Source organism: Mycobacterium sp. SMC-15 (genome assembly GCF_045310925.1).
Taxonomy (GTDB): Bacteria; Actinomycetota; Actinomycetes; order Mycobacteriales; family Mycobacteriaceae; genus Mycobacterium.
The window spans coordinates 1-24,625 of the sequence record NZ_JBJIAJ010000010.1; the positions used below are offsets into that span (position 1 = coordinate 1).

At 67.7% G+C, this 24,625-nt stretch carries 24 protein-coding genes and 1 pseudogene; 19 read left to right on the forward strand and 6 right to left on the reverse strand.

What is annotated here, in order from left to right:
• Positions 1–102 precede the first annotated feature (102 nt).
• Entirely contained in the window at positions 103–1,002 is a 900-nt protein-coding gene (locus tag ACJH71_RS15325; protein WP_406758863.1) for an alpha/beta hydrolase, read from the reverse strand.
• A 48-nt stretch (positions 1,003–1,050) separates the two neighbouring features.
• On the opposite strand from ACJH71_RS15325, the gene ACJH71_RS15330 reads away from it, so the two are divergent.
• Positions 1,051–2,415 (forward strand): FAD-binding oxidoreductase, encoded by a 1,365-nt coding sequence (locus ACJH71_RS15330; protein ID WP_406759020.1) that lies wholly within the window; start codon positions 1,051–1,053, stop codon positions 2,413–2,415.
• Here the strand turns inward: ACJH71_RS15330 and ACJH71_RS15335 are convergent.
• The gene (locus tag ACJH71_RS15335; protein ID WP_406758864.1) at positions 2,412–2,948 is read right to left on the reverse strand and encodes a TetR/AcrR family transcriptional regulator; all 537 of its coding nucleotides are present in this window, start codon (positions 2,946–2,948) and stop codon (positions 2,412–2,414) included. The genes ACJH71_RS15330 and ACJH71_RS15335 overlap by 4 nt on opposite strands.
• Before the next feature lie 163 nt (positions 2,949–3,111).
• Here ACJH71_RS15335 and ACJH71_RS15340 point away from each other — a divergent pair, with 163 nt between their 5' ends.
• Positions 3,112–3,729 (forward strand): SDR family NAD(P)-dependent oxidoreductase, encoded by a 618-nt coding sequence (locus ACJH71_RS15340; protein ID WP_406758865.1) that lies wholly within the window; start codon positions 3,112–3,114, stop codon positions 3,727–3,729.
• Here ACJH71_RS15340 and ACJH71_RS15345 read toward each other — a convergent pair.
• Together ACJH71_RS15345 and ACJH71_RS15350 are read right to left on the reverse strand one after the other, a co-directional pair.
• The gene (locus ACJH71_RS15345; protein ID WP_406758866.1) at positions 3,706–4,512 is read right to left on the reverse strand and encodes a thioesterase family protein; all 807 of its coding nucleotides are present in this window, start codon (positions 4,510–4,512) and stop codon (positions 3,706–3,708) included. The genes ACJH71_RS15340 and ACJH71_RS15345 overlap by 24 nt on opposite strands.
• Before the next feature lie 10 nt (positions 4,513–4,522).
• Entirely contained in the window at positions 4,523–5,383 is an 861-nt protein-coding gene (locus tag ACJH71_RS15350; RefSeq protein WP_406759021.1) for an SMP-30/gluconolactonase/LRE family protein, read from the reverse strand.
• An 88-nt stretch (positions 5,384–5,471) separates the two neighbouring features.
• Here ACJH71_RS15350 and ACJH71_RS15355 point away from each other — a divergent pair, with 88 nt between their 5' ends.
• A complete protein-coding gene (locus tag ACJH71_RS15355) occupies positions 5,472–6,371 on the forward strand; it encodes an acyl-CoA thioesterase (RefSeq protein ID WP_406758867.1) in 900 nt (299 codons plus the stop codon).
• Here the strand turns inward: ACJH71_RS15355 and ACJH71_RS15360 are convergent.
• A complete protein-coding gene (locus ACJH71_RS15360) occupies positions 6,366–7,061 on the reverse strand; it encodes a DUF427 domain-containing protein (RefSeq protein WP_406758868.1) in 696 nt (231 codons plus the stop codon). The genes ACJH71_RS15355 and ACJH71_RS15360 overlap by 6 nt on opposite strands.
• 144 nt (positions 7,062–7,205) lie before the next feature.
• On the opposite strand from ACJH71_RS15360, the gene ACJH71_RS15365 reads away from it, so the two are divergent.
• The 7 genes and pseudogenes from ACJH71_RS15365 (at position 7,206) to ACJH71_RS15395 (ending at position 13,606) form a co-directional block, all read left to right on the forward strand.
• Entirely contained in the window at positions 7,206–7,763 is a 558-nt protein-coding gene (locus tag ACJH71_RS15365) for a hypothetical protein (protein ID WP_406758869.1), read from the forward strand.
• Entirely contained in the window at positions 7,763–8,479 is a 717-nt protein-coding gene (locus tag ACJH71_RS15370) for an NIPSNAP family protein (RefSeq protein WP_406758870.1), read from the forward strand. Before ACJH71_RS15365 ends, ACJH71_RS15370 begins: the two co-directional genes overlap by 1 nt.
• 50 nt (positions 8,480–8,529) lie before the next feature.
• Positions 8,530–9,705, forward strand: coding sequence for a cytochrome P450 (locus ACJH71_RS15375; protein WP_406759022.1), 1,176 nt, complete (start codon positions 8,530–8,532; stop codon positions 9,703–9,705).
• A 3-nt stretch (positions 9,706–9,708) separates the two neighbouring features.
• Positions 9,709–10,677, forward strand: coding sequence for a zinc-binding dehydrogenase (locus ACJH71_RS15380; protein ID WP_406758871.1), 969 nt, complete (start codon positions 9,709–9,711; stop codon positions 10,675–10,677).
• Positions 10,674–11,415, forward strand: a pseudogene (locus ACJH71_RS15385) (HpcH/HpaI aldolase family protein). Before ACJH71_RS15380 ends, ACJH71_RS15385 begins: the two are co-directional and overlap by 4 nt.
• On the forward strand, positions 11,412–12,143 hold the full coding sequence (locus ACJH71_RS15390) for an SDR family NAD(P)-dependent oxidoreductase (RefSeq protein WP_406758872.1): 732 nt from the start codon (positions 11,412–11,414) through the stop codon (positions 12,141–12,143). Before ACJH71_RS15385 ends, ACJH71_RS15390 begins: the two are co-directional and overlap by 4 nt.
• Positions 12,125–13,606: a flavin-containing monooxygenase gene (locus ACJH71_RS15395; RefSeq protein ID WP_406758873.1), complete on the forward strand. Its 1,482-nt coding sequence runs from the start codon at positions 12,125–12,127 to the stop codon at positions 13,604–13,606. The genes ACJH71_RS15390 and ACJH71_RS15395 overlap by 19 nt, the downstream gene beginning before the upstream one ends.
• On the opposite strand, the gene ACJH71_RS15400 is transcribed toward ACJH71_RS15395, so the two are convergent.
• The gene (locus ACJH71_RS15400; protein WP_406758874.1) at positions 13,587–14,702 is read right to left on the reverse strand and encodes an alcohol dehydrogenase catalytic domain-containing protein; all 1,116 of its coding nucleotides are present in this window, start codon (positions 14,700–14,702) and stop codon (positions 13,587–13,589) included. The genes ACJH71_RS15395 and ACJH71_RS15400 overlap by 20 nt on opposite strands.
• 14 nt (positions 14,703–14,716) lie before the next feature.
• On the opposite strand from ACJH71_RS15400, the gene ACJH71_RS15405 reads away from it, so the two are divergent.
• The 9 genes from ACJH71_RS15405 to ACJH71_RS15445 all read left to right on the forward strand — a co-directional run bounded on the left by ACJH71_RS15405 (position 14,717) and on the right by ACJH71_RS15445 (position 24,611).
• Positions 14,717–15,193: an acyl-CoA thioesterase gene (locus ACJH71_RS15405; protein WP_406758875.1), complete on the forward strand. Its 477-nt coding sequence runs from the start codon at positions 14,717–14,719 to the stop codon at positions 15,191–15,193.
• 36 nt (positions 15,194–15,229) lie between these two features.
• A complete protein-coding gene (locus ACJH71_RS15410) occupies positions 15,230–15,670 on the forward strand; it encodes an SRPBCC family protein (RefSeq protein ID WP_406758876.1) in 441 nt (146 codons plus the stop codon).
• A 20-nt stretch (positions 15,671–15,690) separates the two neighbouring features.
• Entirely contained in the window at positions 15,691–17,274 is a 1,584-nt protein-coding gene (fadD5, locus tag ACJH71_RS15415) for a fatty-acid--CoA ligase FadD5 (RefSeq protein ID WP_406758877.1), read from the forward strand.
• 323 nt (positions 17,275–17,597) lie between these two features.
• Positions 17,598–18,335 carry an ABC transporter permease gene (locus ACJH71_RS15420; RefSeq protein WP_109413487.1) on the forward strand — a complete coding sequence of 246 codons (738 nt, stop codon included), beginning with the start codon at positions 17,598–17,600 and terminating at the stop codon, positions 18,333–18,335.
• Position 18,336: 1 nt separating this feature from the next.
• Positions 18,337–19,206: an ABC transporter permease gene (locus ACJH71_RS15425; RefSeq protein ID WP_047320359.1), complete on the forward strand. Its 870-nt coding sequence runs from the start codon at positions 18,337–18,339 to the stop codon at positions 19,204–19,206.
• Positions 19,207–19,211: 5 nt separating this feature from the next.
• Positions 19,212–20,423 carry an MCE family protein gene (locus tag ACJH71_RS15430; protein ID WP_046190985.1) on the forward strand — a complete coding sequence of 404 codons (1,212 nt, stop codon included), beginning with the start codon at positions 19,212–19,214 and terminating at the stop codon, positions 20,421–20,423.
• Positions 20,420–21,448 (forward strand): MCE family protein, encoded by a 1,029-nt coding sequence (locus ACJH71_RS15435; protein WP_046190986.1) that lies wholly within the window; start codon positions 20,420–20,422, stop codon positions 21,446–21,448. Before ACJH71_RS15430 ends, ACJH71_RS15435 begins: the two co-directional genes overlap by 4 nt.
• Positions 21,445–23,049 (forward strand): MCE family protein, encoded by a 1,605-nt coding sequence (locus ACJH71_RS15440; RefSeq protein ID WP_083071079.1) that lies wholly within the window; start codon positions 21,445–21,447, stop codon positions 23,047–23,049. Before ACJH71_RS15435 ends, ACJH71_RS15440 begins: the two co-directional genes overlap by 4 nt.
• Positions 23,046–24,611 (forward strand): MCE family protein, encoded by a 1,566-nt coding sequence (locus ACJH71_RS15445; RefSeq protein WP_046189170.1) that lies wholly within the window; start codon positions 23,046–23,048, stop codon positions 24,609–24,611. The genes ACJH71_RS15440 and ACJH71_RS15445 overlap by 4 nt, the downstream gene beginning before the upstream one ends.
• Positions 24,612–24,625: the final 14 nt, after the last annotated feature.

Below are 24,625 nucleotides of genomic sequence, written 5' to 3' on the forward strand. Positions count from 1 at the left end.
TCCCGAGTCCCCAAGCGCGCACAATCACGTGAGGCAACGAACCCGCCCTCGCGCGCATCTTGACGTGAGGCAACACGGGTGTGACAAGTTGGTGCCGCGCGCTCAGGCCCCCGCGATCTTGAGGTTGCGGTCCAGGAACTCCAGCTGATCTGCGACCGCTCGCTCGAAAGCGTCGCCGACATAGATGTCGAAGTGGCCCTCGCGATATCTCTTGACGGTGCCGCGGGGCGCCTTCGCGGCGTAGCGCAGGGTCGGTTCGGGCGGGGCGACCGAGTCGGTGTCGCACACGCAGAACAGAATCGGGCAGCTCACCTTGGCCGCCTGCCGGCCCGGCCGGTAGGCCAGGATCTTCATCCCGATCCGGGCGGCGACCTCGTTGCGCAGGTTCTGCCCCTGCGGAACCAGCTTCAGGTAGCCCGGGTACGAGTCGGGCGTACTCATCAGCGCGACGTCTCCGGGGCGGCCGGCGGTCGCCACCATCACCGGCGGGTTGCCGAGCCGGGCCGCGGCCAGATCCCGCAACGCCAACAGGCTGATCCGCGCGATGGTCAACGGTGGAATGGTGCGCGCGGAGGCGATCCCGTCGGTGAACGGGCATTGCGCCACCACCGCCGCCACCCGCAGTCGCGCCGCGGTGGCGATCACGTGGCCACCACCGAACGACGTGCCCCACAGGCCGATCCGGTTGCGGTCGACACCGGCCAGGGTGTGCGCGAAGTCGACCGCGGCGGACCAGTCCGCCAGCTGCATGTCCACATCGAGCAACTGGCGGGGAGCGCCGTCGCTGTCGCCGAAGTTGCGGTAATCGAACACCAGGCAGGCGTAACCGGCCGCGGCGAACCGCTCGGCGTAGGCGTCGAGCCGCATGGTTCGCACCGCACCCAGGCCATGCGCCATCACCAGCAGCGGGGCACCGTCGCGGCCGGCGTCATCGGGGCGGTACAGCCAGGCGCTGATTCGGTCCGCGCCCGATCGAAACGAGACATCTTCGCGGATAGCCATGCCTAAAGGTAGCCCCGCGTGTGGTAAACCGGCTTCGTGACCGGGGCGGTGACTCAAAGCCAGTTTCGGAGCCTTTTGCAGAGCCTGACGGAGGTAGTGGGCTCCGCCTACGTCACTGACGATCCCGACGTGCTGGCCGGCCGCAGTGTCGACTACACCGGTCGTTACCGGGGCCGAGCGGGTGCGTTGGTGCGGCCCGGGTCGCCCGAGGAAGTCGCCGCGGTGCTGCGGCGCTGCCGCGACGCCGGCGCGCACGTCACCGTCCAGGGTGGGCGTACCTCGTTGGTGGCCGGCACCGTCCCCGAGCACGATGACGTGCTGCTGTCCACCGAGCGGCTGAACACCGTCGGTGAGGTCGACGTCGTCGAGCGACGGGTGAGTGTGGGGTCGGGTGCCACGCTCGCGGCGGTGCAGCGCGCGGCGACCGATGCCGGGCTGATCTTCGGTGTCGACCTGACCGCCCGCGACACCGCGACTGTCGGTGGCATGGCCTCGACCAACGCCGGCGGGCTGTACACCGTGCACTACGGCAACATGGGCGAGCAGCTACTCGGTCTGCAGGTGGCGTTGCCGGACGGCACATTGGTGCATCGGCACAGCGCGGTGCGCTCCGACAACACCGGCTACAACCTGCCGGCGCTGTTCGTCGGTGCCGAAGGAACCCTGGGCGTCATCACCGGCCTGGATCTGCGCCTGCATCCCGTGCCGGTGCACCGGGTCACGGCAGTCTGCGGCTTCGCGGAGCTGACAGCCCTGGTCGATGCGGCCCGAATCTTTCGCGACCTCGACGGCATCGCCACCTTGGAGTTGATCGACGCCCGCGTCGCGGCGCTGACCGGGGAGCGGCTCGGGATCGGCGCTCCGGTGCGCGGTGACTGGCTATTGCTGGTGGAATTGGCGGGCGACACCGATCAGACCGATCGTCTCGCCGAACTGCTGATGCAGGTGCGGTCCTGCGACGAACCGGCGGTGGGCATCGACCTTGCAACTCAGCAGCGGCTCTGGCGGATTCGCGAGGCGATCGCCGACGTGCTGGGTGCATTCGGGCCGCCGCTGAAGTTCGATGTGTCCCTTCCTTTGGCAGCGGTCGCCGAATTCGCCGCGGCGGCGAGCGCGGTGGTACGCCGGCATGCACCCGAGGCGCTTCCGGTGCTGTTCGGTCACATCGGCGAGGGAAACCTGCACTTCAACGTGCTGCGCTGTTCGGGATCAGCCGAGCCGGCACTGTACGCAGCGATGATGCAACTCATCGCCGAGTGCGGCGGCAACGTCAGTTCCGAACACGGGGTGGGCAGCCGCAAGCGGGCCTACCTGGCGATGTCGCGCGGGCCGGACGACATCGCCGCGATGCGGACGATCAAAGCCGCATTCGATCCGACCGGCTATCTCAATGCCGCGGTGCTCTTCGACTAGTCGCGGTGCTTGATGCCGACGGCCTGACGCAGCTGGGCGAGGAACTGCTCGGAGTCGTCGCTACGAATGATGTAGTGCGAGATGGCAATCCGGATAGCTGCGGCCGCCTTCACCGGGGCGTCCGGTCCGGTCAGCATCCGTTGCAGACCCTCGCGCATCGGCACGATGATGCGGGAGAAGTCGGCGAGCACATGTTTGGGCTCGATGTCGATCATGCGCACGCCGGTCGACGAGTGCTGGTAGTCGACAATGAACCGCAGTGCAGCATCGAGCTTTTCGGCGCCCTTCAGCCCTTCGGTGGCGCGGGCGATCCCGCTGTCGAAGATGTGCCGCTCGTAGCGGGAGAACGCCGAGATCAGCTCTTCCTTCGATGGGAACCATCGGTACAGGGTGGGGCGGGATACCCCGGCCTGGGAGGCGACCTCGGACAGGCTGAGCTTGGTCATCCCATTGCGCCCGAGCACCTCGGCGGTGGCAGCGAGGATCCGCTGCCGGGTCGAGCTGTCGGGTGCGTCCACCGTGCTGCGGGTCATAGCGGAGACTTTACAAAAAATAGCGATAGTGTCACGCTGGTTCGGTGCCTGGACATAGTTCCTCACCGTCACGGGCCCCGGAGGATCGGGACGTAGGGCAATTATTGTGATCGAAGCGCCGCAAGTCACGTGCGAGGAACGCACGCATCCGCCGCGAGCCGTGATGATCGTCATCGAAGCAGTCGGGATCGGCCGGGCGGTCGCGGCCCAGTTGGCCGCGCAAGGACACCTGGTGCTGATCGGCGGTCGACGACTCGAGGAGTCCGAGCGGCTCGCAGCGCGGTTGCGCGACCGCGGCGGCAGTGCCTTCGCGGCGCACCTTGATCTCGCCGACCCGCGTTCGATCAACCGATTCCTGGCTTCCGCGCACTACCTCATCGGCACCCCGGACGTTCTCATCACCGATTTCGGCCTGGCCGGCCGGGCGGGCGAGTGTTCGGAGGCCGCCGGAGTGGGGGCGCAAACCCTTGCCACCCGGGTGATTCCGGCCATGATCGCCCGGGGCAGCGGTGACGTCGTGCTGGTCGGCCCGGAGTTGGCCGGGGTGAGCTGCGCCGCCGCCGGGCGCAAGGTCGACGCCTGGCTCGCGGCCCTGGATGCGGAGTTCGTCGGCACCGGGGTGCGGGCGTCAGTGGTGCGGTCGGCCCAGCCGGGTGCCTTCGCGTTCACCGCTGAGGCCGGCCGCCTGGTGGCCGGGATGGCCAACGAGTCGCGGCTGCGTCTGGTCGAACTTCTCCCGGCCGCAAGGAGCGATCCGCTAACGACGGCGCACGAGGACTGACTGCGCAATGCCCGCCACCGGGCCCTGCTGGTCGAACAGGGTGCCGATGGTGGTCCCGATGCCGTCCGGACCGTAGTTGGTCTCGGCGCGGATCCCGATCCACTCGCCGTCGGGAATCCGGTGCACGTGCACCACCAGGTCGGTGTTGAGGAACGTCCACTTCCTGATGTCGAGCTTGGTACCGACCCCGTTGGCGTCGTCGGCCACCGCGAACAGCCGCTGCAGCGGAGTCATCGCTTCGCCCTTGACCAGGTCCACGATCGGTGAGATCCAGGATTCGCCGGCCCCGGGGGCCAGTGGCGTGGTCAGCCACCGCCAATCCAGGCTGTGCACGTAGTTGCGGTCCCAGTTCTGCTGCATGTTGTTGCTGCGCGCCTCGCTGACGGGCCGCAGCGGGGGAGCCGAGGCGTGCTGCACGTCGCCGGTGTCCAAGGTCTGCAGCCGCCAACCGCTGGCGCGGGCGACCGGCCGAGGCAGCTGGTCGGGACCGGGTGCCAGCATCTCGGCGCTGACCAGTTCGATCTGCTTGCCGGCCCGGTCGACCTGGCCGCGTACCCACAACGCGCCCTCGGCCGGCACGGGCCCCAACAGGTCGATGCTGACCCGGCTGAGCCGGGTGTCGTCGCGGGGCGCCAAGCGCTCCAGCGCCCGCACCAGCAGCGCCGAAACCGGTGCGGCGTGCTGAATCTGAGCCGACCAGGTACCGCGCACCAAGTCGGTGGCAGCGAACTTCTCTCCCCGCGGATCGGCGGCGTCCAGCAGCTCGTAGTAGGAGTCGGTCATCGAATCCCTTTCAGGGCAGTCCGGCGCCGGGAATCTCCACGGCCACCGTGTCCAGACGCGACTCGCGGCTCCCGACCAGCCGTTTGGGGTAGGCGGACGGGCTGGACAGCAGGAACAGCGTGCGGCGTTTGGGCCCGCCCAGCGCGCACGCGATCGCGGCCCGCCCGTCGGTTGCGATGCGGTCGGTCACGACACCGCCCTCGGTGATGCGCTCGAACTGATTGGCCAGGGTCATCGCTGTCCAGATTCCGCCGGCGGCGTCCAGTGCGATGCCATCCGGTGGACCGTCCAACCCGTCGGCGAACACCCGGCGGTCACGCAGGCCACCGTCGGCGCTGATGGTGAACCGGGTCAGCCGGCGACCCATCGACTCGGCGACGATCAGCGAGCCGCCGTCCGGGGTGATCACCATCCCGTTGGGAAAGTCCAGGTCCTCGGCGACGATGCGCACGCTGGCGTCCGGATCGACGCGCACCACCACACCACCGGAGTAGGCCTGCGACCCGATATAGCTGCGGCCTGCCGCGTCCACCACCATGTCGCCGAGATCGGCCGGCACCAGCCCGCCAAGGTCGACCAGCGTGCTCACCGCGTCGCCGTCGTAGCAGAGCACCTGGCGGTCCGAGGCCGAGGCGATCAGCAGCGATCCGTCCGGCCGGAAACCCAGGCCACTGGGGGTATGCCCCGGCAGCGGGACCGTAGTCATCGAGCCGCGCAGGTTCACGGTGTGGATCGCCTCGCCGAGCATGTCCGAGAACCACAACAGGCCCTCGAACCAGCGCGGTCCCTCCCCGAAGCAGAAGCCGCCCGCCAGCGGCGCGGGTGGTGACGTTGACCCCGGGTTGTCCTGCTGCGAAGTCGTTTCGGCGATACCCAACACTGTCGCCCTCCTGTCCTGCGGCCGCGGGCGCGGTCAGAGCCCACTTTACAAAATGTGGCTTAAATGTCACGCTCGCGGAATGGCTGAAGCGTCTCCGACCACCGAAACCTCCCCTGCGGCGCAATGGTCGGTGAGTGGCCTGCTGGAGCTTTTCGAGGTGACGGCGGACGGCCCGGACCGGTTCACCGGCGCGACCGGGCTGGCCGGCGACGACGAGCGCCAAGTCGTGGAGGGCACCCAACTACTGGCGCAGGCGATCGTCGCGGCGGCGAAACGCTTCTCGGACAAGTCCGTCCGATCGGTGCACGCGGTCTTTGCCCGGGCTGTGCTGGTGGGGCCGGCGGCGGAATACGTGATCGACGTGGTCAGCGAGGGGCGTTCTACGGCCACCGCGGTGATCTCGGTGCTGCAGAACGGCAAGCGGTGCGCAACCATCACGGTGCTCGCCGACGTCCCGTCGGCGGATGTCATCACGCACCACCTGCCCCGCCCCGACGTGGCAGCCCCCGCGCAGGCCAACCCCTGCGTCATGCCGATGACGGGGCGCGAGGTGCGCCTCGTGGATGTCGTCGACGTCAACAGTCCCGACGAGGTGGGCCCGCCGGAGCTCTACGCGTGGCTGAATTACGACCCCATACCCGCCCGCGACGACCTCGCCAAGGCGCTGATCGCGTATTTCACCGGGCATTTGGGCATCTCGACGACGATGCGTGCGCACGCCGGGATCGGTACCAGCCAGTCGCACCTGACGGTGTCCACCGCTCCCATGACGGTCACGGTGAGCTTCCACGAACCGGTGCGCTGGGCTGGATGGATCCTCTACGGCCATGAAAGCACCCAGGTGGGTGCGGGCATGTCCTACGTCCGCGGCACCGTGCACACCGAGGACGGCGAACTGCTCGCCTCGTTCGCCCAGGACGGTCTCATTCGGCCACTGCGCACCAGCGACAACAAGATCGCCGAGCACTCGCGGCTATAGCCGCGGGCGCCGGGCCGGCTTCGGCAATTCGGCGAAACCGCCGACGCGTGACAGGTCAAAGCTGAAAAGGCCTGCGATGGGCGCACTCTCGGGCAGCGGGTCGGCGTAACTCCAGGCCACGTCCGGCACGACGGTGTCACCGACCACCGCAGACCAGTACGTGGCGTAGCCCTTGTAGTTGCAGTAGGTCGACGTCGTCGAGGCCTGCAACAGAGCGGTGTGCACGTGGTCCGGGGCGACGTAGAGCCGCGGCGCCAGGGCGGTCTCGAACAGGATCACGGTGTCGTCGGTGTCCACCAGGACCACCCCGGCGAGTTCGACGCGCAATGCGCGGCGGGTGGGCCGGCAATCGACCCGGTGATAGGGGTTCGGCGGGTAGTGCACCAGCCGGCGGCCCTCTTCGAACCAGGCGTCCACGGCGTCCCAGGGGACCTGCACGAAGCCGGATGCCTCCGGCAGCGCCCGGTGCGGCAGGTCGCCGATGGAATCGGCGGGGAAGGCGTAGCCCAACGGCTCGCCCTGGCGATGCACCAGCAGCGCGTTCTCGGTATCGATCACGGTCCGTTCGTCACGGATCGCCCGCACGCGGCGCGGATGCGGTTCGACGTACACCAGGGCGCCGGTGATCTCCGGCGAGAACCAGCCGGCTCGCTCGGTGCTGAGCGGGCCCTGCCCGGCAACCAGACTCATTTCACTCCCACCCGCGTTCGCCTCATTCGGCTTTACAAATTCGACTCCAACTGTAATATCTCGGAAAAGTTGTGCTGCGCGGTCGGACGGTTTGTCCGGCCGCCGGCGCCGTCTGAGATTCTCGCGACGAGCTGGGATGATGTGATGACGAGTACCGCTGCGGCCCTGGATTCCCCGGCGCAGGACCAGTACCTGCGCTACCGCCTCGATGTCATCGCCCTCGATATCCCCGCCCTGGTGCACGGGGCGGGTGGCTGGCTGTATCACCGTGCGGCGACCGGCTGGGACGTGCGTGTGCTGGTGCCACCGCACCTGGATCTGCGGCCGTTACAGATCCTGGGCCTGACCCCCGCCGACCTCGAGGCGGAGCTGTCCGCCCCCGAGGGGGAGGCCTCCGGACACAGCCTGGCCGTGGTCGCCGACGCGCTCGCCGCCGACCCGCGGATCAGCCGGCGGGTGCACCAGGCGCTGCGGCGCAGCCTGACCGAGGTCGTGTTGTGGGGTGAGCGCTGGCCGCTGGAGGTGGAGCACCGGCTGAGCGCCGTGCAGCACATCCCCACCGTGGCGGGCCGGGCGTTCAAGAGGCAAGCGCTGGCCGCCGCCGACATCAGCGACACAGCACAGGTCGACGGTCCGGAGGTATTCCGCAGCGACCAGAAGCATTGCCTGCCGGTCAATTCCGACCTGGTCCCGGTCGGCTGATGCGCAAACACTACGACCACACCCTGCTGTATCTGCACGAGACGATCGACCTGGGCCGCGGCCTGCGCGACGAGTTCACCCGCAACTTCACCGAGATCTACCAGCCGATGATGACCGAGTTGGGCGCCCGCCTGTTCGCGCTGTGGGAGAGCACCGCCTACAACGGGCACTGGCCGCAGGTCACGGTCATCTGGGAGATCGACGCATTTGCCGACTACGCCCGAATCGGGCGGGCGCAGAGCAGCGGCGGCAGCCACGCCCAGCGCGCGACCGAATGGTCGACTTACTTAGGCGGTATCGGCGCGTCGGGGGAGGGCCGCATCATGTACCCCGGCCCGCACAACAAGACCCTGGCTGCGCTGCGCGCGGCGGAGTTCGACGCGACCGTGGTGATTCAGGAGATCATGCAGACCAAGCCCGGTCGCCAGGACGACTATATCCGCGAACTGGAGCGGCTGTACGTGCCGTGGTCGGAGAGCACCGGCAAGCGCTGGCTCGGTTCGTTCACCACCACGTTCCGCTACAACGAGGTCATCCACTACTGGGCGCTTGACGGCGGTTGGGAGTGCTTCGCCGAGCACTACCCGTCGTGGAAGGACCACCCGCCGGCGGAGATCGTGACGTGGATGAGCGTGGCGCCCGCGTTACGCGACGGCTGGGAGGACTCGATCCTGCAAGCCCTGCCGCCCTCCCCGCTGCAGCGAGACGCCACGTGACAAGCGTTGCCGCACCGCAGTTCTCCTACGATCCGTTCGACCCGGCGGTGATGGCCGACCCCCTGCCCTACTACCGCGTGCTGCGCGACCGGCACCCGATGTACTACGTCCCGCAGTGGGACCTGTACGCCTTGTCCCGTTTCGATGACATCTGGGATGTGCTGGCGGTCAGTGACGGAACCTTCGTGGCTTCCGAGGGAACGCTGCCGGCGGCCAATGTGCTGGCGCAGCACAACAACGGGGCGGTCCCGGATCCGCCGCTGCACCCGCTGCCCTTCCACGCCGTCTTCGACAAGCCGATCTACGACGACATTCGCCGCCTGCAGTCCCCGGCGTTTCGGCCCCGGTCGGTGGCCGACTGGGAAGACCGGGTCCGCAACTTGGCCAACCAGCGGCTCGATGAGTTGCTTCCGCTGGGCCGCTTCGACCTGACCTGTGACTACGGCGGAGTCGTGGTGGCCCAGGTGGTCTGCGAACTGCTGGGCATTCCGATCGAGTGCGCCGCGGAGGTACTGGCAGCGGTGAACGCCGGCAGTCTCGCGCAGGCCGGCAGCGGGGTGGACACGGCCGCGGCACGGCCCAACTACCTGCAATACCTCGTCCCGGCCGTGCAACGCCGGCGCGCCGAGCGGGGTCCCGCCGAACTGCCGATCGTCGACGGGATGCTCGCCTACCGCCTACCGGACGGTAGCGATCTCGATGACGTCGAAGCCGCGACGCAACTGCTGTGCATCTTCATCGGCGGTACCGAGACCGTGCCCAAGATCGTCGCGCATGGGTTGTGGGAACTGGCTCGGCGCCCGGACCAACTGGCCGCGGTACGGGAGAATCCGCAGGACAAGGTGCAGCTGGCACGCGAGGAGATGATCCGGTATTGCGCACCGGCGCAATGGTTCGCCCGCACCGCCCGCAAACCGTTCACGCTGCACGGGACGACGGTCGAGCCGGGCCAACGCATCATCACCCTGCTGGCGTCGGCCAACCGCGACGAGCGCCAGTATCCCGAGCCCGACGAATTCCACTGGGACCGGCCGATCAAACGGTCACTGGCATTCGGGCGCGGGCAGCACTTCTGCATCGGCTACCACCTGGCCCGACTGGAAGTGACCGTCCTGGTACAGGAATGGCTGCGCCGAGTCCCGAATTATCGGATCGTCGACGACGGCGCGACCAGGCTGCCGTCCAGTTTTCAGTGGGGCTGGAACACCATCCCGGTGGAGGTCTGAAACATGTGGGCATACCGGTTGATCGCGCCGTATGAGTTCGAGAAGGTCGAGCTCGCCGATCCCGCCGCGCAGCAGGTCGGTTCGGGGCAGGTGCTGTTGCAATTCATCGCCGCCGGGGTGTGTGGCAGCGACCTGCCGGCCTTTCGCGGCGCGCAGGGCAGATTGCCCGGTGACGACGGCGCCGGCGCCGCGGAGAAGCTCGGCTTCCCGATCCACGAAATCGTCGGCGACGTCATCGTCAGCCGGCACCCGCAGCACCAGCCCGGGGACCGCGTCGTCGGCTGGGCGTCGGGCTTTGACGGACTGAGGGAACAGGTGATCAGCGACGGCGAGGGCCTGGTGGCCTACGACCCGGCGCTGGCGCCCGCCCAAGCCGTAGGCCTGCAACCGCTGGCCTGCGTGCTCTACGCCGTCGAACAGTTGCCCGACCTGGCCGGCCGCCACGTGGCGGTGATCGGTCAGGGCTCGATCGGACTGCTGTTCAGCGCTGTCGCCAAAGCGGCGGGTGCGCGCCGCGTCACCGGCGTGGACCCGATCGACCGCCGAGATGTGGCCTCCGCCTTCGGGGTTGACACCGTGGTGCAGGCGACCAGTGACCGGTGGGTACGCCACCTGGACGCGGGCGACCGCCCGGAGATCGTGATCGAGGCCGTGGGCCATCAGGTTGCCACCCTGGGCCACGCCATCGAGGCCGTCGCACCCGGCGGCACGGTGTTCTACTTCGGTGTCCCCGACGACGACAGTTATCCGATCAGTATGCGCACCATGCTCCGCAACAATCTGACGTTGATCTCCGGAGTCACCCAGGATCGGCGGCGGATGCTGGCCGCCGCAGGCCGATTCGCCGCTGATCATCCAGAACTGCTGGGCAACTACGTCACTCATGTCTTCGGTTGCCACGAAGCCCAGGCGGCGTTCGAGTTGGCGACCCGACCGGTGCCGGGCCGAGTCAAGATCGCGATGGTCGCATGACGTCGGCGCTGCGTGCCGCCCTGGCCGACCGGGCACCGCTCTGGGGCGGTTGGGTCACCGGGCCCACGGTGCTGGGCCCGGAGGAATTCGCCCGTGCCGGCTATGACTACGTGGGTTTCGACGCCCAACACAGTTACCTCGACGATGCCGATATCGCCGCCATGCTGCGGCACACCGAACACCTGCCGATCGCCACGGCGGTCCGGTTGCCCAATGCGGATCCGGCTCCCATCGCTCGATGCCGGGGCCGACGCGGTCATCATCGCTCTGATCGAGACCGCCGAGCAGGCGGCCGCCGCAGTGGCCGCCACGCGCTACCCGCCGGCGGGGGTCCGCAGCTTCGGGCCGCTGCGGCTCGGCCTGGGCCGCGACCTGGCCACGCTGGAATCGCGGGCAGACGTCTTCGCGATGATCGAGACCGCCGCCGCCTTGGCCGATGTGGAACGGATCTGCGCGGTTCCCGGACTGGCCGGCATCTACGTGGGGCCCGCCGACCTGGCGATCTCGATGGGCGTCGACGTCTCCCAATCCACCACGCACCCCGAACTGGTCACGGCGATGACACGAATCCAGTGCGCGGCAACGGAAGCGGGCGTGATCGCGGCGATTCACGGCGGATCGGGCGCGATCGGAGCGGCGCTGGCCGCGCGGGACTACCAGATGATCACGCTGGCCGCCGAGTCTGCGGCGCTGCGCCGCGGAGCCCTCGAACACCTCGACGAGGCGAGGGGCCGATGAGCTCAGCCCGCGTAGCGCTGGTCACCGGCGCAGCCCGCGGCCAGGGTTGGGCGATCGCCGAACGGCTGCGCACCGACGGATTCGCCGTAGTCGCCTGCGACATCAACGACGCCGAACTGAATGCCGCCGTCGCCGCGAGGGCCGACGATGCGCTGATCGGCGTTCGGCTCGACGTGACCCGCCCCGAGCAATGGAAGGCCGCGGTGGCCACCACCGTCGAGCGGTTCGGGGCGCTGACCGCGCTGATCAACAACGCCGGCACCCTGCACCGTGCGGCGATCGCCGACGAAACACCCGAGGACTTCGAAAACGCTTGGCGGGTCAACTGTCTCGGGGCGTTCCTGGGAATCCAGGCGGCGCTTGCGTCCCTGTGTGCCGCCGACGGTGCCGCCATCGTCAACACCTGCAGCACCGGGGCGATCCGCCCCTTCCCGCAGCACAGCGCCTACGGGTCGTCGAAATGGGCGCTGCGCGGCCTGACCCAGACCGTCGCCGCCGAGCTCGTCTCGGCCGGCGTCCGGGTCAACGCGGTGTTTCCCGGGCCGATCGCCACCCCGATGCTCGACGACGTCACCCAGCAGCGCCTGGCCGCGGTGTCGGCGGGCGGCCGGCTCGGCCGGCCGGTCGAGGTGGCCGACGCGGTGGCGTTCCTGGTATCCGAAGCCGCATCGTTCATCACCGGCGCCGAGCTCGTCGTGGACGGCGGCCAATGCCTGCAGATCCGATGAAGATCGGCATCATCGGCGCCGGACCGGGCGGGCTGGCACTGGGAATCCTTTTGCGGCGTGCGGGATTTTCCGACTTCACCATCTTCGACCGGGAGGACGGGGTCGGTGGAACCTGGCGGATCAACACCTATCCCGGGCTGGCCTGTGACGTCAAATCACACCTGTACTCCTATTCCTTCGACCTGAATCCGCACTGGTCGCGGCAGTGGTCGCAGCAGCCCGAGATCCTGGCCTATTTCGAGCGCTGCGCGGCCGAGCACGGCCTCGATGCGCATCTGCGGCTGCGCACCGAGATCCGTGCTGCCCGTTGGGAGCCGGACCGACGGCAGTGGTGTCTGAGCAGCAGCGACGGCGCGCAGCATCGGTTCGACGTGGTGGTCTCGGCGGTCGGGCTGTTCACCCAGCCGGTGCTGCCCGATCTGATCGAAGAACAGCCCTTCGCCGGCACGGTGATGCATACGGCGCGGTGGGACCATTCGGTGCCGATCGCCGGAGCCAAGGTCGCCGTGCTCGGCACGGGTTCGACCGCGGCGCAACTGCTGCCGGAGCTGGCGGAGGTCGCCGAGAAGGTGTACTCGCTGCAGCGGTCTCCGACGTGGATCCTGCCCAAGCCGGACCGGCGCTACACCCCGCGGGAGCGGTGGGCCTTCGTCCGCATTCCGCTGGCCAAGCGGCTGTACCGGATGCGGCTGTGGCTGCGCAGCGAGTCGAACATCTCGGTGATCGAGAACGGCAGCGACAAGACCCGAGAGTTCACCGATATCGCACGAAAACTCTTGAACAACACTATTTCCGACGAGCAACTGCGGGCAGCGCTGACCCCGGACCACCCGCTGGGCTGCAAGCGTCTGGTGTTCTCCTCGGACTACCTGCCCGCGTTGGCCCGACCGAATGTCGAAGTGGTGACCAGCCCGGCCCGCGCGCTGCGCTCGCGATCGGTGGTCACCGAGGACGGCACCGAGTGCGAGGTCGACGTGGTGGTCTGCGCCACCGGATATGCCGCGGCGGACTACCTCGGTCAGATCGAGGTGACCGGCGAGGCAGGCACCGCACTCAAGCAGGCCTGGCGCGACGGTCCGCGTGCCTACCTCGGTATGGCGATGCCCGGCTTTCCCAACTTCTTCATGCTCTACGGACCCAACACCAACGTCGGCTCCAACAGCGTCATCTTCGTGCTGGAAGCCCAGGCGCGCTACATCGTTCGGGTGCTCAAACATCTGCGGCGCACACGCAAGTCCTATGTCGCCGTGCGGCCCGCCGCGCTGACCGACTTCATCGCCAAGGTGGACCGGTGGATGCACGGCACGGTGTGGACCACCCGCTGCAGCAACTACTTTCGGGCTGCCAACGGCCGGGTGGTCACCCAGTGGCCGCGCAGTGCCGGAGCGTTCTGGGCGATGACCCGCCGGTTCCGGGCCACCGACTTCACCTTCGAACCGGCAGTCAGTGCGGATCGAAGGTAATGATCTGACGTACCGCGGCGCCGTCGGCGAGTTGGTCCATGGCCTCATTGATCTGCTCGAGCGGCACGGTCGCCGACACCAGCTGCTCAACCGGAAGACGGCCGGCCCGCCACAACTCCACGAAGCGCGGGATGTCGCGCGCGGGGACCGCCGAGCCCAGATAGCTGCCGATCAGTGAGCGCCCCTGCGCAACCAGACCCAGCGGGGACACGCTGATCCGGGCATCCGGTGGCGGCAGGCCGACGGTGATGGTGCGCCCGCCCGGTGCGGTCAGACCAATCGCGGCCTCCAGCGCGGCGGGATGACCCGCCGCCTCGATCACCACCGATGCGCGCACGCCGCCGTCGAGCGCCTGCTGCGGGGTGTAGGTGAGATGGGCGCCCAGCGCGGTTGCGGCGGCCAGCTTCTCCGGAAGGCGGTCGATCGCGATGACCTGCACGCCGTCGTGGGCCAGCGCGGTCAGCACCGCAGCCATCCCGACTCCGCCGAGCCCGACCACCGCGACGGTGTCACCCGGGGCCGGACGGCCGACATTGAGGACGGCGCCGCCGCCGGTCAGCACCGCGCAGCCCAGCAGGGCGGCCACCGTCGGCGGCACGTAGTCGGGCACCGGCACCGCGCTGGCCTGGCTCACCACCGCATGTGTGGCGAACCCGGAGACCCCAAGGTGGTGGTAGACGGTTTGGTCGGCGCGGTGCAGCCGCAGCCCGCCACCGAGCAGCGTGCCCGCGCCGTTGGCGGCGCTGCCGGGCTCACACGGCGCCAGGCCGTCGGTGGCGCACGCCGGGCAGTGCCCGCAGCGCGGCAAGAAGGTCAGCACCACCCGCTGGCCCGGCTGCATCCCGGTGACTCCGGCGCCGACCGCTTCGACGACGCCGGCGGCTTCGTGGCCGAGCAGCATCGGCACCGGCCGCACCCGGTTGCCGTCGACCACCGACAGATCGGAGTGACAGACCCCGGCGGCCTCCACCCGCACCAGCAGCTCGCCCTCGCCGGGCGGGGCCAGCTCCACCTCCGTCACCGTCAGCGGGCGCGAGACGGCGTAAGGGCGCGGCGCCCCGATCCGCTCCAGCACCGCCCCGCGGATCGTGGTCATGCTGGAATACAACCATGAGTTCGGACGCAGCGGTCCCGCCCGCTCCGGAAGGGTTGACCAGTCACGACTTTCCGGTGCACTGGCCGGTGCTGACCCGCTGGGCCGACAACGACATGTTCGGCCACCTCAACAACGCGGTGTACTACCAGCTGTTCGACACCGCGATCAACGGATGGATCGCGGCCCATGTCGACGTCGACCCGGTCGCGATGCCGGAGCTGGGGGTGGTCGCCGAATCGGGCTGCCGCTTCCTGGGCGAACTCGCCTTCCCGGACCGTCTCGCGGTGGGACTGGCCGTCACCCGGTTGGGCCGCAGCAGCGTCACGTATCGGCTCGCGCTGTTCCGGGCCCCTGAAATCGGAAGTGACACCGGCGCCGTACCGCTCGCCGCGCTCGGGCATTGGGTGCACGTTTATGTCGACCGCGCCACCCGGCGGCCGGTGCCGATCCCCGACGGTATTCGCGCGCTGCTGGCCACCGCCCAGGTTTAGCCCGGCGGCTTTTTCGCCGGTGGTTATGCTCGGCGGATGCCGCTCGTGAGCAAGACCGTCGAAGTCGCCGCCGACGCCGCCACCATCATGGGGATCGTCGCCGACTTCGAGGCGTACCCGCAGTGGAACGAAGAGATCAAGGGGGCTTGGGTGCTGGCCCGCTATGACGACGGCCGGCCCAGTCAGCTGCGGCTGGACGCGTCCTACTCGGGCTTCGACGGCACCTTTATCCAGGCCGTCTACTACCCCAGTGGCACCCAGATCCAGACCGTGCTCCAGCAGGGCGACCTGTTCACCAAGCAGGAGCAGCTGTTCTCGGCGGTCGAGATCGGCCCCACCACGTTGCTCACCGTCGACATGAACGTCGAGACCCAGATGCCGGTGCCCAAGCCGATGCTCAAAAAGGCATTCAGCAACGCCCTGGACTATCTGGCTGACAATCTCAAACGGCGCGCCGAAGAACTGGCTTCGGGCTAGCACGAAGCGGGAGACCCGAATTGAGCCACCCAACCGTCGATCCCGCAGAGCAGCCCTACCGGGCTCGTCGCCAGAACTGGGTCAACCAGCTGGACCGGCACGCGCTGATGCAGCCGGACGCTCCGGCGCTGCGGTTCCTGGGCCAGACCACCACCTGGTCGCAGCTGCGTGATCGGGTCACCGCGCTGGCCGACGCCCTGAGCCGCCGCGGGATCCGCGCCGGTGACCGGGTGATGATCCTGATGCTCAACCGCACCGAGTTCGTCGAGTCGGTGCTGGCCGCGAACATGTTGGGCGGCATCGCTGTCCCGGTCAACTTCCGCCTCACCCCACCGGAGATCGCCTACCTGGTCACCGACTGCGAGGCCAGGGTGCTGATCACCGAACCGGCGCTGGTGCCGGTCGCAACCGGTGTGCGCGAGCTGACCGGACTGCTGGACCACGTGGTGGTGGCCGGCGGTTCAACGAGTGAGGGCCTGATCGCCTACGAAGACCTGATCAATGAGACCGGCGAGCCGCACGCGCCGGTGGACATCCTCAACGACTCACCAGCCCTGATCATGTACACCTCGGGCACCACCGGCCTGCCCAAGGGAGCGGTGCTCACCCACACCAACCTGGTCGGTCAGACGATGACGGCGCTGCACACCGCCGGAACCGGCACCGCCGACGTGGCCTTCATCGGGGTCCCGTTCTTCCACATCGCCGGTGTGGGCAACCTGCTGCCCGGCATGTGGCTGGGCATCCCGACCGTCATCAACCCCCTGGGTGCGTTCGACGCGGGCCAACTGCTCGACGTGCTGGCCGCCGAGCGGGTCACCGGAATCTTCCTGGTGCCGGCCCAATGGCAGGCGGTGTGCGCACAGCAGCAGGCCAACCCGCGCGACATCCGGTTGCGGACCATGTCGTGGGGCGCGGCGCCGGCTTCGGACGCCTTGCTGCGCCAGATGGCGCAGACCTTCCCCGGCACCAAGATCCTGGCGGCCTTCGGGCAGACGGAGATGTCGCCAGTGACCTGCATCCTGCTCGGCGAAGACGCCACCCGAAAGCTCGGCTCGGTCGGCACCGTCATTCCGACCGTCTCCGCCCGGGTCGTCGACGAGCAGATGAACGACGTCGCCGTCGGCGAGGTGGGCGAGATCGTCTACCGGGCGTCCACCCTGATGGCCGGCTATTGGAACAACCCGGAGGCCACCGCGGAGGCCTTTGCCGGTGGCTGGTTCCACTCCGGCGATCTGGTCCGGATGGACGAAGAGGGCTACGTCTGGGTGGTCGACCGCAAGAAGGACATGATCATCTCCGGCGGAGAGAACGTGTACTGCGCCGAAGTGGAGAACGTGCTGGCCGATCACCCCGCCATCACCGAGGTCGCTGTCATCGGCCGTCCGGACGAACGATGGGGTGAGGTTCCCATCGCGGTCGCGGCGCTGTCCGGGGCGGGCCTCACCCTGGCCGACCTCGACGATTTCTTGACCGAGCGGCTGGCGCGCTACAAGCACCCCAAGGCGCTCGAGATCGTCGACGCGCTGCCACGCAACCCGGCCGGGAAAGTGCTCAAAACCGAACTACGCATTAACTACGGGTCGGCTCAGGGATCCGAGTAGGACAGCGCCCCAAGCGATGCCGCCCGAAACAGCGATGAGTGAGGTCGCGGCACGTTACTCTCCGGTAGGAAACCCGCGGAGGTTCCTACCGTTCGATGCCCCTCTCACGCAGCCATCAGGTATTGTCCGATGGTCGCCAAGGGCACTTCGGGCCGATAAGGTGACGCGGGTCTCGCTGATCGACGGACGGGAGAAGACACTGTGCGACGCGGTTCCTTGCTGAGTCGTGCGGCGGGATTTCTAGTGAGGGGGGTGGTGTGACGGCTCCAGCGCGTCCTCGTGTCACCGACTTCCTCCGGGATCGGGTGCTGCCGCCGCTGATCATGGTCGGCGGATTCTTCAGAATGTGTGCTCTGACCGCTCGTGCGCTTTTCGTACGGCCGTTCCAATGGCGTGAGACTCTGCAGCAGGGCTGGTTCATCACCAGCGTCGCCATCATTCCGACCATCGCGGTCGCCATTCCGCTCACCGTGCTCCTGGTCTTCACCCTGAATATCCTGTTGGCGCAGTTCGGTGCTGCCGACGTTTCGGGTGCCGGAGCCGGCATCGCCGCGGTCACCCAGCTGGGTCCGCTGGTCACCGTGCTGGTGGTCGCCGGAGCCGGGTCCACCGCGATCTGTGCCGACCTGGGAGCCCGCACCATCCGCGAAGAGATCGACGCGATGGAAGTGCTCGGGATCGATCCGATCCATCGACTGGTGGTGCCCCGGGTGATCGCCGCGACCGTGGTGGCCTTGCTCCTCAACGCATTGGTGATCGTGATCGGCCTGACCGGAGGCTTCCTCTTCGGCGTGTACCTGCAGAACGTGTCCGGCGGCGCCTATCTGTCCACGTTGACTCTGCTCACCGGGCTGCCCGAGGTCATCATCTCGACCGTGAAAGCCAGCGTCTTCGGACTTATCGCCGGCTTAGTCGGGTGCTATCGGGGACTTACCGTCCGCGGCGGCTCCAAGGGTCTGGGAACGGCCGTGAACGAAACCGTCGTGCTGTGCGTGCTTGCGTTGTTCGCCGTGAACGTGGTGCTGACCACCATCGGCGTGAAGTTCGGAACGGGGACCTGACATGTCGACATCGACAGTGGTTCGGGGCCGCTTTCCCGGGCTGGTTGCGAACTACCAGCGCTACGTCGGGATGGCGGGCCGCGGGCTCGAAAGGAGCGGTCGGCTCGGCTGGTTCTCGGTAACCGCCCTCCGGCAGATCCCCTGGGCCCTGCGTCGGTATCGCACCGAGACGCTGCGCCTGGTCGCGGAATTGGGCATGGGCACCGGCGCCATGGCCGTGATCGGCGGCACCGTCGCCATCATGGGTTTCGTGATGCTGGCCGGCGGCTCGCTGATCGCCATTCAGGGTTTCACCTCGCTGGGCAACATCGGTGTGGAGACCTACACCGGTTTCGCCGCGGCCCTGGTCAACGTCCGCGTGGTCGGCCCGGTCAACGCCGGTATCGCCTTGGCCGCGACGGTCGGAGCGGGCGCCACCGCCGAACTCGGCGCGATGCGCATCAGTGAGGAGATCGACGCCCTCGAAGTGATGGGTATCAACTCGATCGCCTACCTGGTGTCCACCCGCGTGGTGGCCGGTTTCACCGTGATCATCCCGCTGTACGCGCTCGCGCTGATCATGGCGTTCGCCGCACCGCAGATCGTCACCACCTTGTTCTTCGGCCAGTCGTCGGGTACCTACGATCACTACTTCCGAACGTTCTTGCGGCCAGACGATGTGTTCTGGTCCTTCATCGAGACCATCCTGATCGCGGTGGTGGTCATGGTCACGCACTGTTATTACGGGTTCAACGCCAGTGGCGGTCCGGTCGGCGTCGGCGCCGCCGTGGGCCAGTCGATGCGCCTGTCCCTGATCACGGTGCCCACAGTCGTGCTGCTCGCAGCGTTGGCGCTCTACGGCGTCGACCCCAACTTCAACCTAACGATGTGACGGGCATGGCAACCGGGAAGCAGAACAAAGTGCACAACCCGCCGTTCCGGATCGCGGGCCTGGTGACCTTCGCGGTCCTGGCACTGATCGGCGGGCTGGTTTACGGTCAGTTCCGCGGGTCCTTCACCAAGACCACGTCGCTGACCATGGTGGCTCCGCGCGCCGGCCTGGTGATGGATCCCGGTGGGCCGGTGACCTACAACGGCGTCCAGATCGGCCGCGTGGCCGCCATCGCGCCGACGGAGTACGAGAACAAGCCGGCCGCCAAGTTCACCCTCGACGTGAACCCCAAATACATCAAGCTGATCCCGTCCAACGTCAAAGCCGACATCCTGGCGACCACGCTGTTCGGCAACAAGTACGTGTCGCTGACGGCCCCGGAGCATCCCGCGCGGGAACGCATCACCAGCAAGAGCATCATTGCGACGTCGGTGACGACGGAGCTCAACACGCTGTTCGAGACCGTGAACAACCTGTCGGAACACATCGATCCGATCAAACTGAACCTGACGCTGCACGCCGCAGCCGAGGCGCTGACCGGGTTGGGCGACAAGCTCGGCGAATCGCTGGTCAACGGCAATGCGATTCTCGACGACGTCAACGCGCGGATGCCTTCGTTCCGCCGCGACCTCAAGGGCTTCGCGACCCTGGGCGAGGTCTACGCCGACGGGGCACCGGATCTGATCGGCTTCTTGGACACCTCGGTCGTGACGGTCAAGACGATCACCAACCAGCAGAAGGAACTGGATTCGGCGTTGCTGGGCGCCGCCGGAGTGGGCAACCTCGGGGCGGACGTCACCGAGCGGTTCGGGCCGTACTTCCGCCGGCAGTTCTCCGACTTGGTCCCGGTGTCGGCACTGCTGGATGAGTACAGCCCGGAGTTGTTCTGCGCCATCCGCAACCTGGCCGAGGGCGCGCCCAAGGTCTATGAATTCCTCGGCGGCGACGGCTACGCGCTCGACACCGTCAGTGAACTGGTCGGACCGGCCAACCCGTACGTCTATCCCGAGAACCTGCCGCGTTACAACGCTCGCGGTGGCCCAGGCGGTGCGCCGGGCTGCTGGCAGGAGATCACTCACGACTTCTGGCCGGCGCCTTACCTGGTGGCCGACACGGGAGTCAGCCAAGCGCCGTACAACCACTTTGATACCGGATCGCCCCTGGCCATTGATTACGTCTGGGGTCGCCAAGTCGGGGATAACACGATCAACCCATGAACATCACCAGAACCGCCCTCAAACTCGGCGCCGTCGGCTCGGTGCTGCTGCTCTTCACGGTTGGCCTCGTCGTGGTCTTCGGGCAGATCCGGTTCGACCGGACGGCCCGCTACTCCGCGGAATTCAGCAACGCCAGCGGCCTGCGTCAGGGGCAGTTCGTCCGCGCCTCCGGCGTGGAGATCGGCAAGGTCAAAAAGGTCCGGCTGGTCGACGGCGGCCGTCGGGCCGTGGTGGACTTCGACGTCGATCGGTCACTGCCGCTGTTCCAGTCGACCACCGCGCAGATCCGCTACGACGACCTCATCGGCAACCGCTACATGGAGCTCAAGCGGGGCGAGGGTGAGGGCGCCGACCAGCGGTTGCCCATCGGCGGATTCATTCCTGCCTCCCGTACCGAGCCGGCGCTGGACCTGGATGCGTTGATCGGCGGATTCAAGCCGGTGTTCCGGGCGCTGGACCCGGAAAAGATCAACACCATCGCCTCGACCATCGTCACGGTCTTCCAGGGGCAGGGCGGCACCATCAATGACATCCTGCAGCAGACCGCCCAGCTGACCGCCCACATCGCCGACCGCGATGCCGCCATCGGCGAGGTGGTCAAGAACCTGAACGTGGTGCTGGACACCGCGGTGCGGCATCGCCAGACCTTCGACGAAACGGTCGACAACTTCGACAAGCTGGTCAAGGGTTTGAACAGTCACGCCGACCCGCTGGCGAACGGTACCGCGGAGTTCGGTAACGCCGCCGGCAACCTGGCGGATCTGCTGGCCGACAACCGCACCCAGTTGCACAGCCTGTTCCCGGTGGCGGGCCCGGAGCCGCCAGACCGGCTCAACGACGTCGACGAGCTGCTGCAGAAGATTCCCAAGGCGCTGAAGCTGATCGGGCGCACCGGTGTCTACGGTGACTTCTTCAACTTCTACATCTGCGACGCGACCATCAAGCTTCCTGGCTTGCAGCCGGGCGGGCCGGTCCGAAACGTCCGGTTGTGGCAGCAACCGACGGGGAGGTGCACGCCCCAGTGAGGACCCTGGAACCGCCCAACCGGGCGCGGATCGGCATCATCGGTGTTGCCACAGTGGCGTTGGTGACCCTGGTGGGTCAGACCTTCACCACGGTGCCGATGCTCTTCGCCGAGCCGAGTTACTTCGGACAGCTCTCCGACACCGGCGGCCTGACCGCCGGTGACAAGGTGCGCATCTCGGGCGTGGACGTCGGCAAGGTCCAAGACCTGTCGATCGAGAACGACCACGTGCTGGTGAAGTTTTCGGTCGGGGCCAACCCGATCGGCAGCGACAGCGTGATCGGCGTCAAGACCGACACCATCCTGGGCCGCAAGGTTCTGTCGATCGAGCCCAAGGGCGAGCGCCGCATTGCGCCGCAGGCCGTCCTGCCGTTGGGCCAGAGCACCACCCCCTACCAGCTCTACGATGCGGTCTTCGACGCCACCAAGGCCGCCTCCGGCTGGGACATCGACACGGTCAAGAAGTCGTTGAAAGTGCTGTCGGAGACGGTCGATCAGACCTACCCCGACTTGAGCGAGGCGCTCGACGGCGTCGCGAAGTTCTCCGACACCATCGGCAAACGCGACGACGAGATCACCCATCTGCTGGCACAGACCAACCAGGTGGCGAGCGTCATCGGTGACCGCAGCAACCAGATCGATGCGCTGCTGCGCAATACCCAGACCCTCTCGGCAGCGGTCAACCAGCGCAGCCAGGCGATCTCGGCGTTGCTGGGCAACATCGCCTACTTCGGCGAACAGGTGCAGGGCTTGGTCCGCGACAATCCGGGCCTGGATCTGAGCCACGTGTTCACCGAGGCCTCCAACATCACCGACATGTTGGTGCGGCGCCAAGATGACCTCAGGGAGATGTTCACCATCCTGGGCAGGTACCTGACGATCGTGAACGACGCGATCGCCTCGGGGCCCTACTTCAAGGTCTCGACCCTGAACCTGATCCCGTACTGGATCCTGCAGCCCTGGGTCGACTCAGCCTTCAAGAAGCGCGGAATCTCGCCGGAGGAATTCTGGCGCAACGCCGGGCTGCCCGAGTTCCGCTACCCCGACCCGAACGGAACCAGGTTCGCCAATGGTGCACCGCCGCCTGCTCCGCAGGTGATCGAGGGCACCGCCGAGCACCCCGGGCCGGCCGTCGCACCCGGATCGCCGTGTTCCTACGCACCGGCTGCGGGCATGTTCCCGACTCCGGGCAACCCGCTGCCGTGCGCCAACCTGGACCCGAACGATGGCCCGTTCGGACGGAGCGGACCGTACCCGGGCCCGACCGATGTGTTGGTCTCGCCGGCAAACCCCGATGGCATCCCGTCCTCGCCGGGCATCTCGATCGCGGGCCGTCCGGGCGAGACGCCGCCGGTGGTGCCTGGCACCCCGGTCCCGATGCCCGACGCCAACCCCGGCGGGCGTTCCGAGCCGATGGGCCCGATCGCCGGTCCGGCTCCCGCCAACCCGGGCGCGGCACCGCCGCCGGCACCCCGGGCACCCGGTCCGCCGGCTCCGCCTGGACCCGGCAACCAGCTACCGGCACCGTTCATCACGCCCGGCGAAGGTGGCAACAGTCAGCCCGGTGGTGGCGGTGGCGCAAGAGGGAGTGAGCGGCCGTGAGTACCGTCTTTGATGTTCGCAACCTGCGACTGCCGGAGCGGTCCCGGTCGACGATGATCGTCGGTTCGCTGCTGCTGGCGCTGGCGCTAGTGGCCGGCTTCGGGGGCATGCAGCTCTTCCGCAAGCTGAACAGCACCAGTGTCGTCGCCTACTTCCCGCAGACCGACGCGCTGTACCCCGGCGACGCGGTACAGATCATGGGTGTCCGGGTGGGCGCGATCGACAAGATCGAGCCCGCCGGCGACAAGATGAAGGTCACCCTGCACTTCAACAACAAGTACAAGGTGCCCGCAGACGCCAAGGCGATCATCTTGAACCCGACACTGGTTGCGTCGCGGACCATTCAGTTGGAGCCGCCGTACCGGGGCGGGGCGGTGCTGGCCGACAAGGCCGTGATCCCGGAGGAGCGCACTGAGGTCCCGGTCGAGTGGGACACGCTGCGCAACGATGTCACCAACATCATCAACAAGTTGGGTCCGACGGCCGAGCAGCCGAAGGGGCCCATCGGTGACGCCATCGAATCGTTCGCCGACGGACTCTCTGGCAAGGGCCAGGAGATCAATACGGCGTTCAACAGCCTGTCGGATGCGCTGACCGCACTGAACAAAGGCCGCGGGGATTTCTTCGCGGTGGTGCGCAGCCTGTCGTTGTTCGTGAAGGCGCTGGACCACAACGACCAGCAGTTCGTCGCGCTGAACCATGACTTGGCCAAGTTCACCAGCAACCTGAACAGCACCGACCAGGCACTGGCAACGGCTACCGACCAGTTCTACGCCACCATGACGATCATCAAGGCGTTCCTGAACCAGAACGCAAAGCCGTTGGTACAGAGCATCAACAACGTGGCCGAGGTGACCACGGCGATCACGCAGCCGGATGCATTGGACGGTTTTGAGACCGCGCTGCACATCCTGCCGAACGTGCTGGCCGGTGTGGACGAGATCTACCACCCGGCGCAGGGCATGGTCCTCGGTTCCCCGGTTATCGTGAACTTCGCGAACCCGATGCAGTTCATCTGCAGCGCGATTCAGGCCGGCAGCCGTTTGGGCTACCAGGACTCCGCGGAGTTGTGCGCGGAATACCTGGCACCGGTGGCCGACGCGATCAAGTTCAACTACCTGCCGTTCGGTATCAACATCTGGACGAACGCGTACACCACGCCCAAGCAGATCGCCTACTCCGAGCCGCGGCTGCAGCCGCCACCGGGGTACAAGGACACCACCGTCCCGGGGATCTGGGTGCCGGACACCCCGACCTCCCACCGCAACACCCAGCCGGGCTGGATCACCGCGCCCGGGATGCAGGGTGTGGAGCCCGGTCATGACACGGCGCGACTGCTGACCCCGGAGTCGCTGGCGCAGTTGATGGGTGGCCCCGACCCGGCCCCGGTCGACTCGCAGTATCAGACGCCGCCTGGCCCACCGAACTCCTACGACGAGTCCGCCGGTCCGCTGCCGTTCATCGGCCTGCCTGCGGGTCAGGCGCCGATCGCGCCGCCCCCGCCGGGACCGAACGTGATTCCGGGGCCGGTGGCACCGATGGCTCCGCGAGGTGACGGCTGATGAGGAGGACAGCG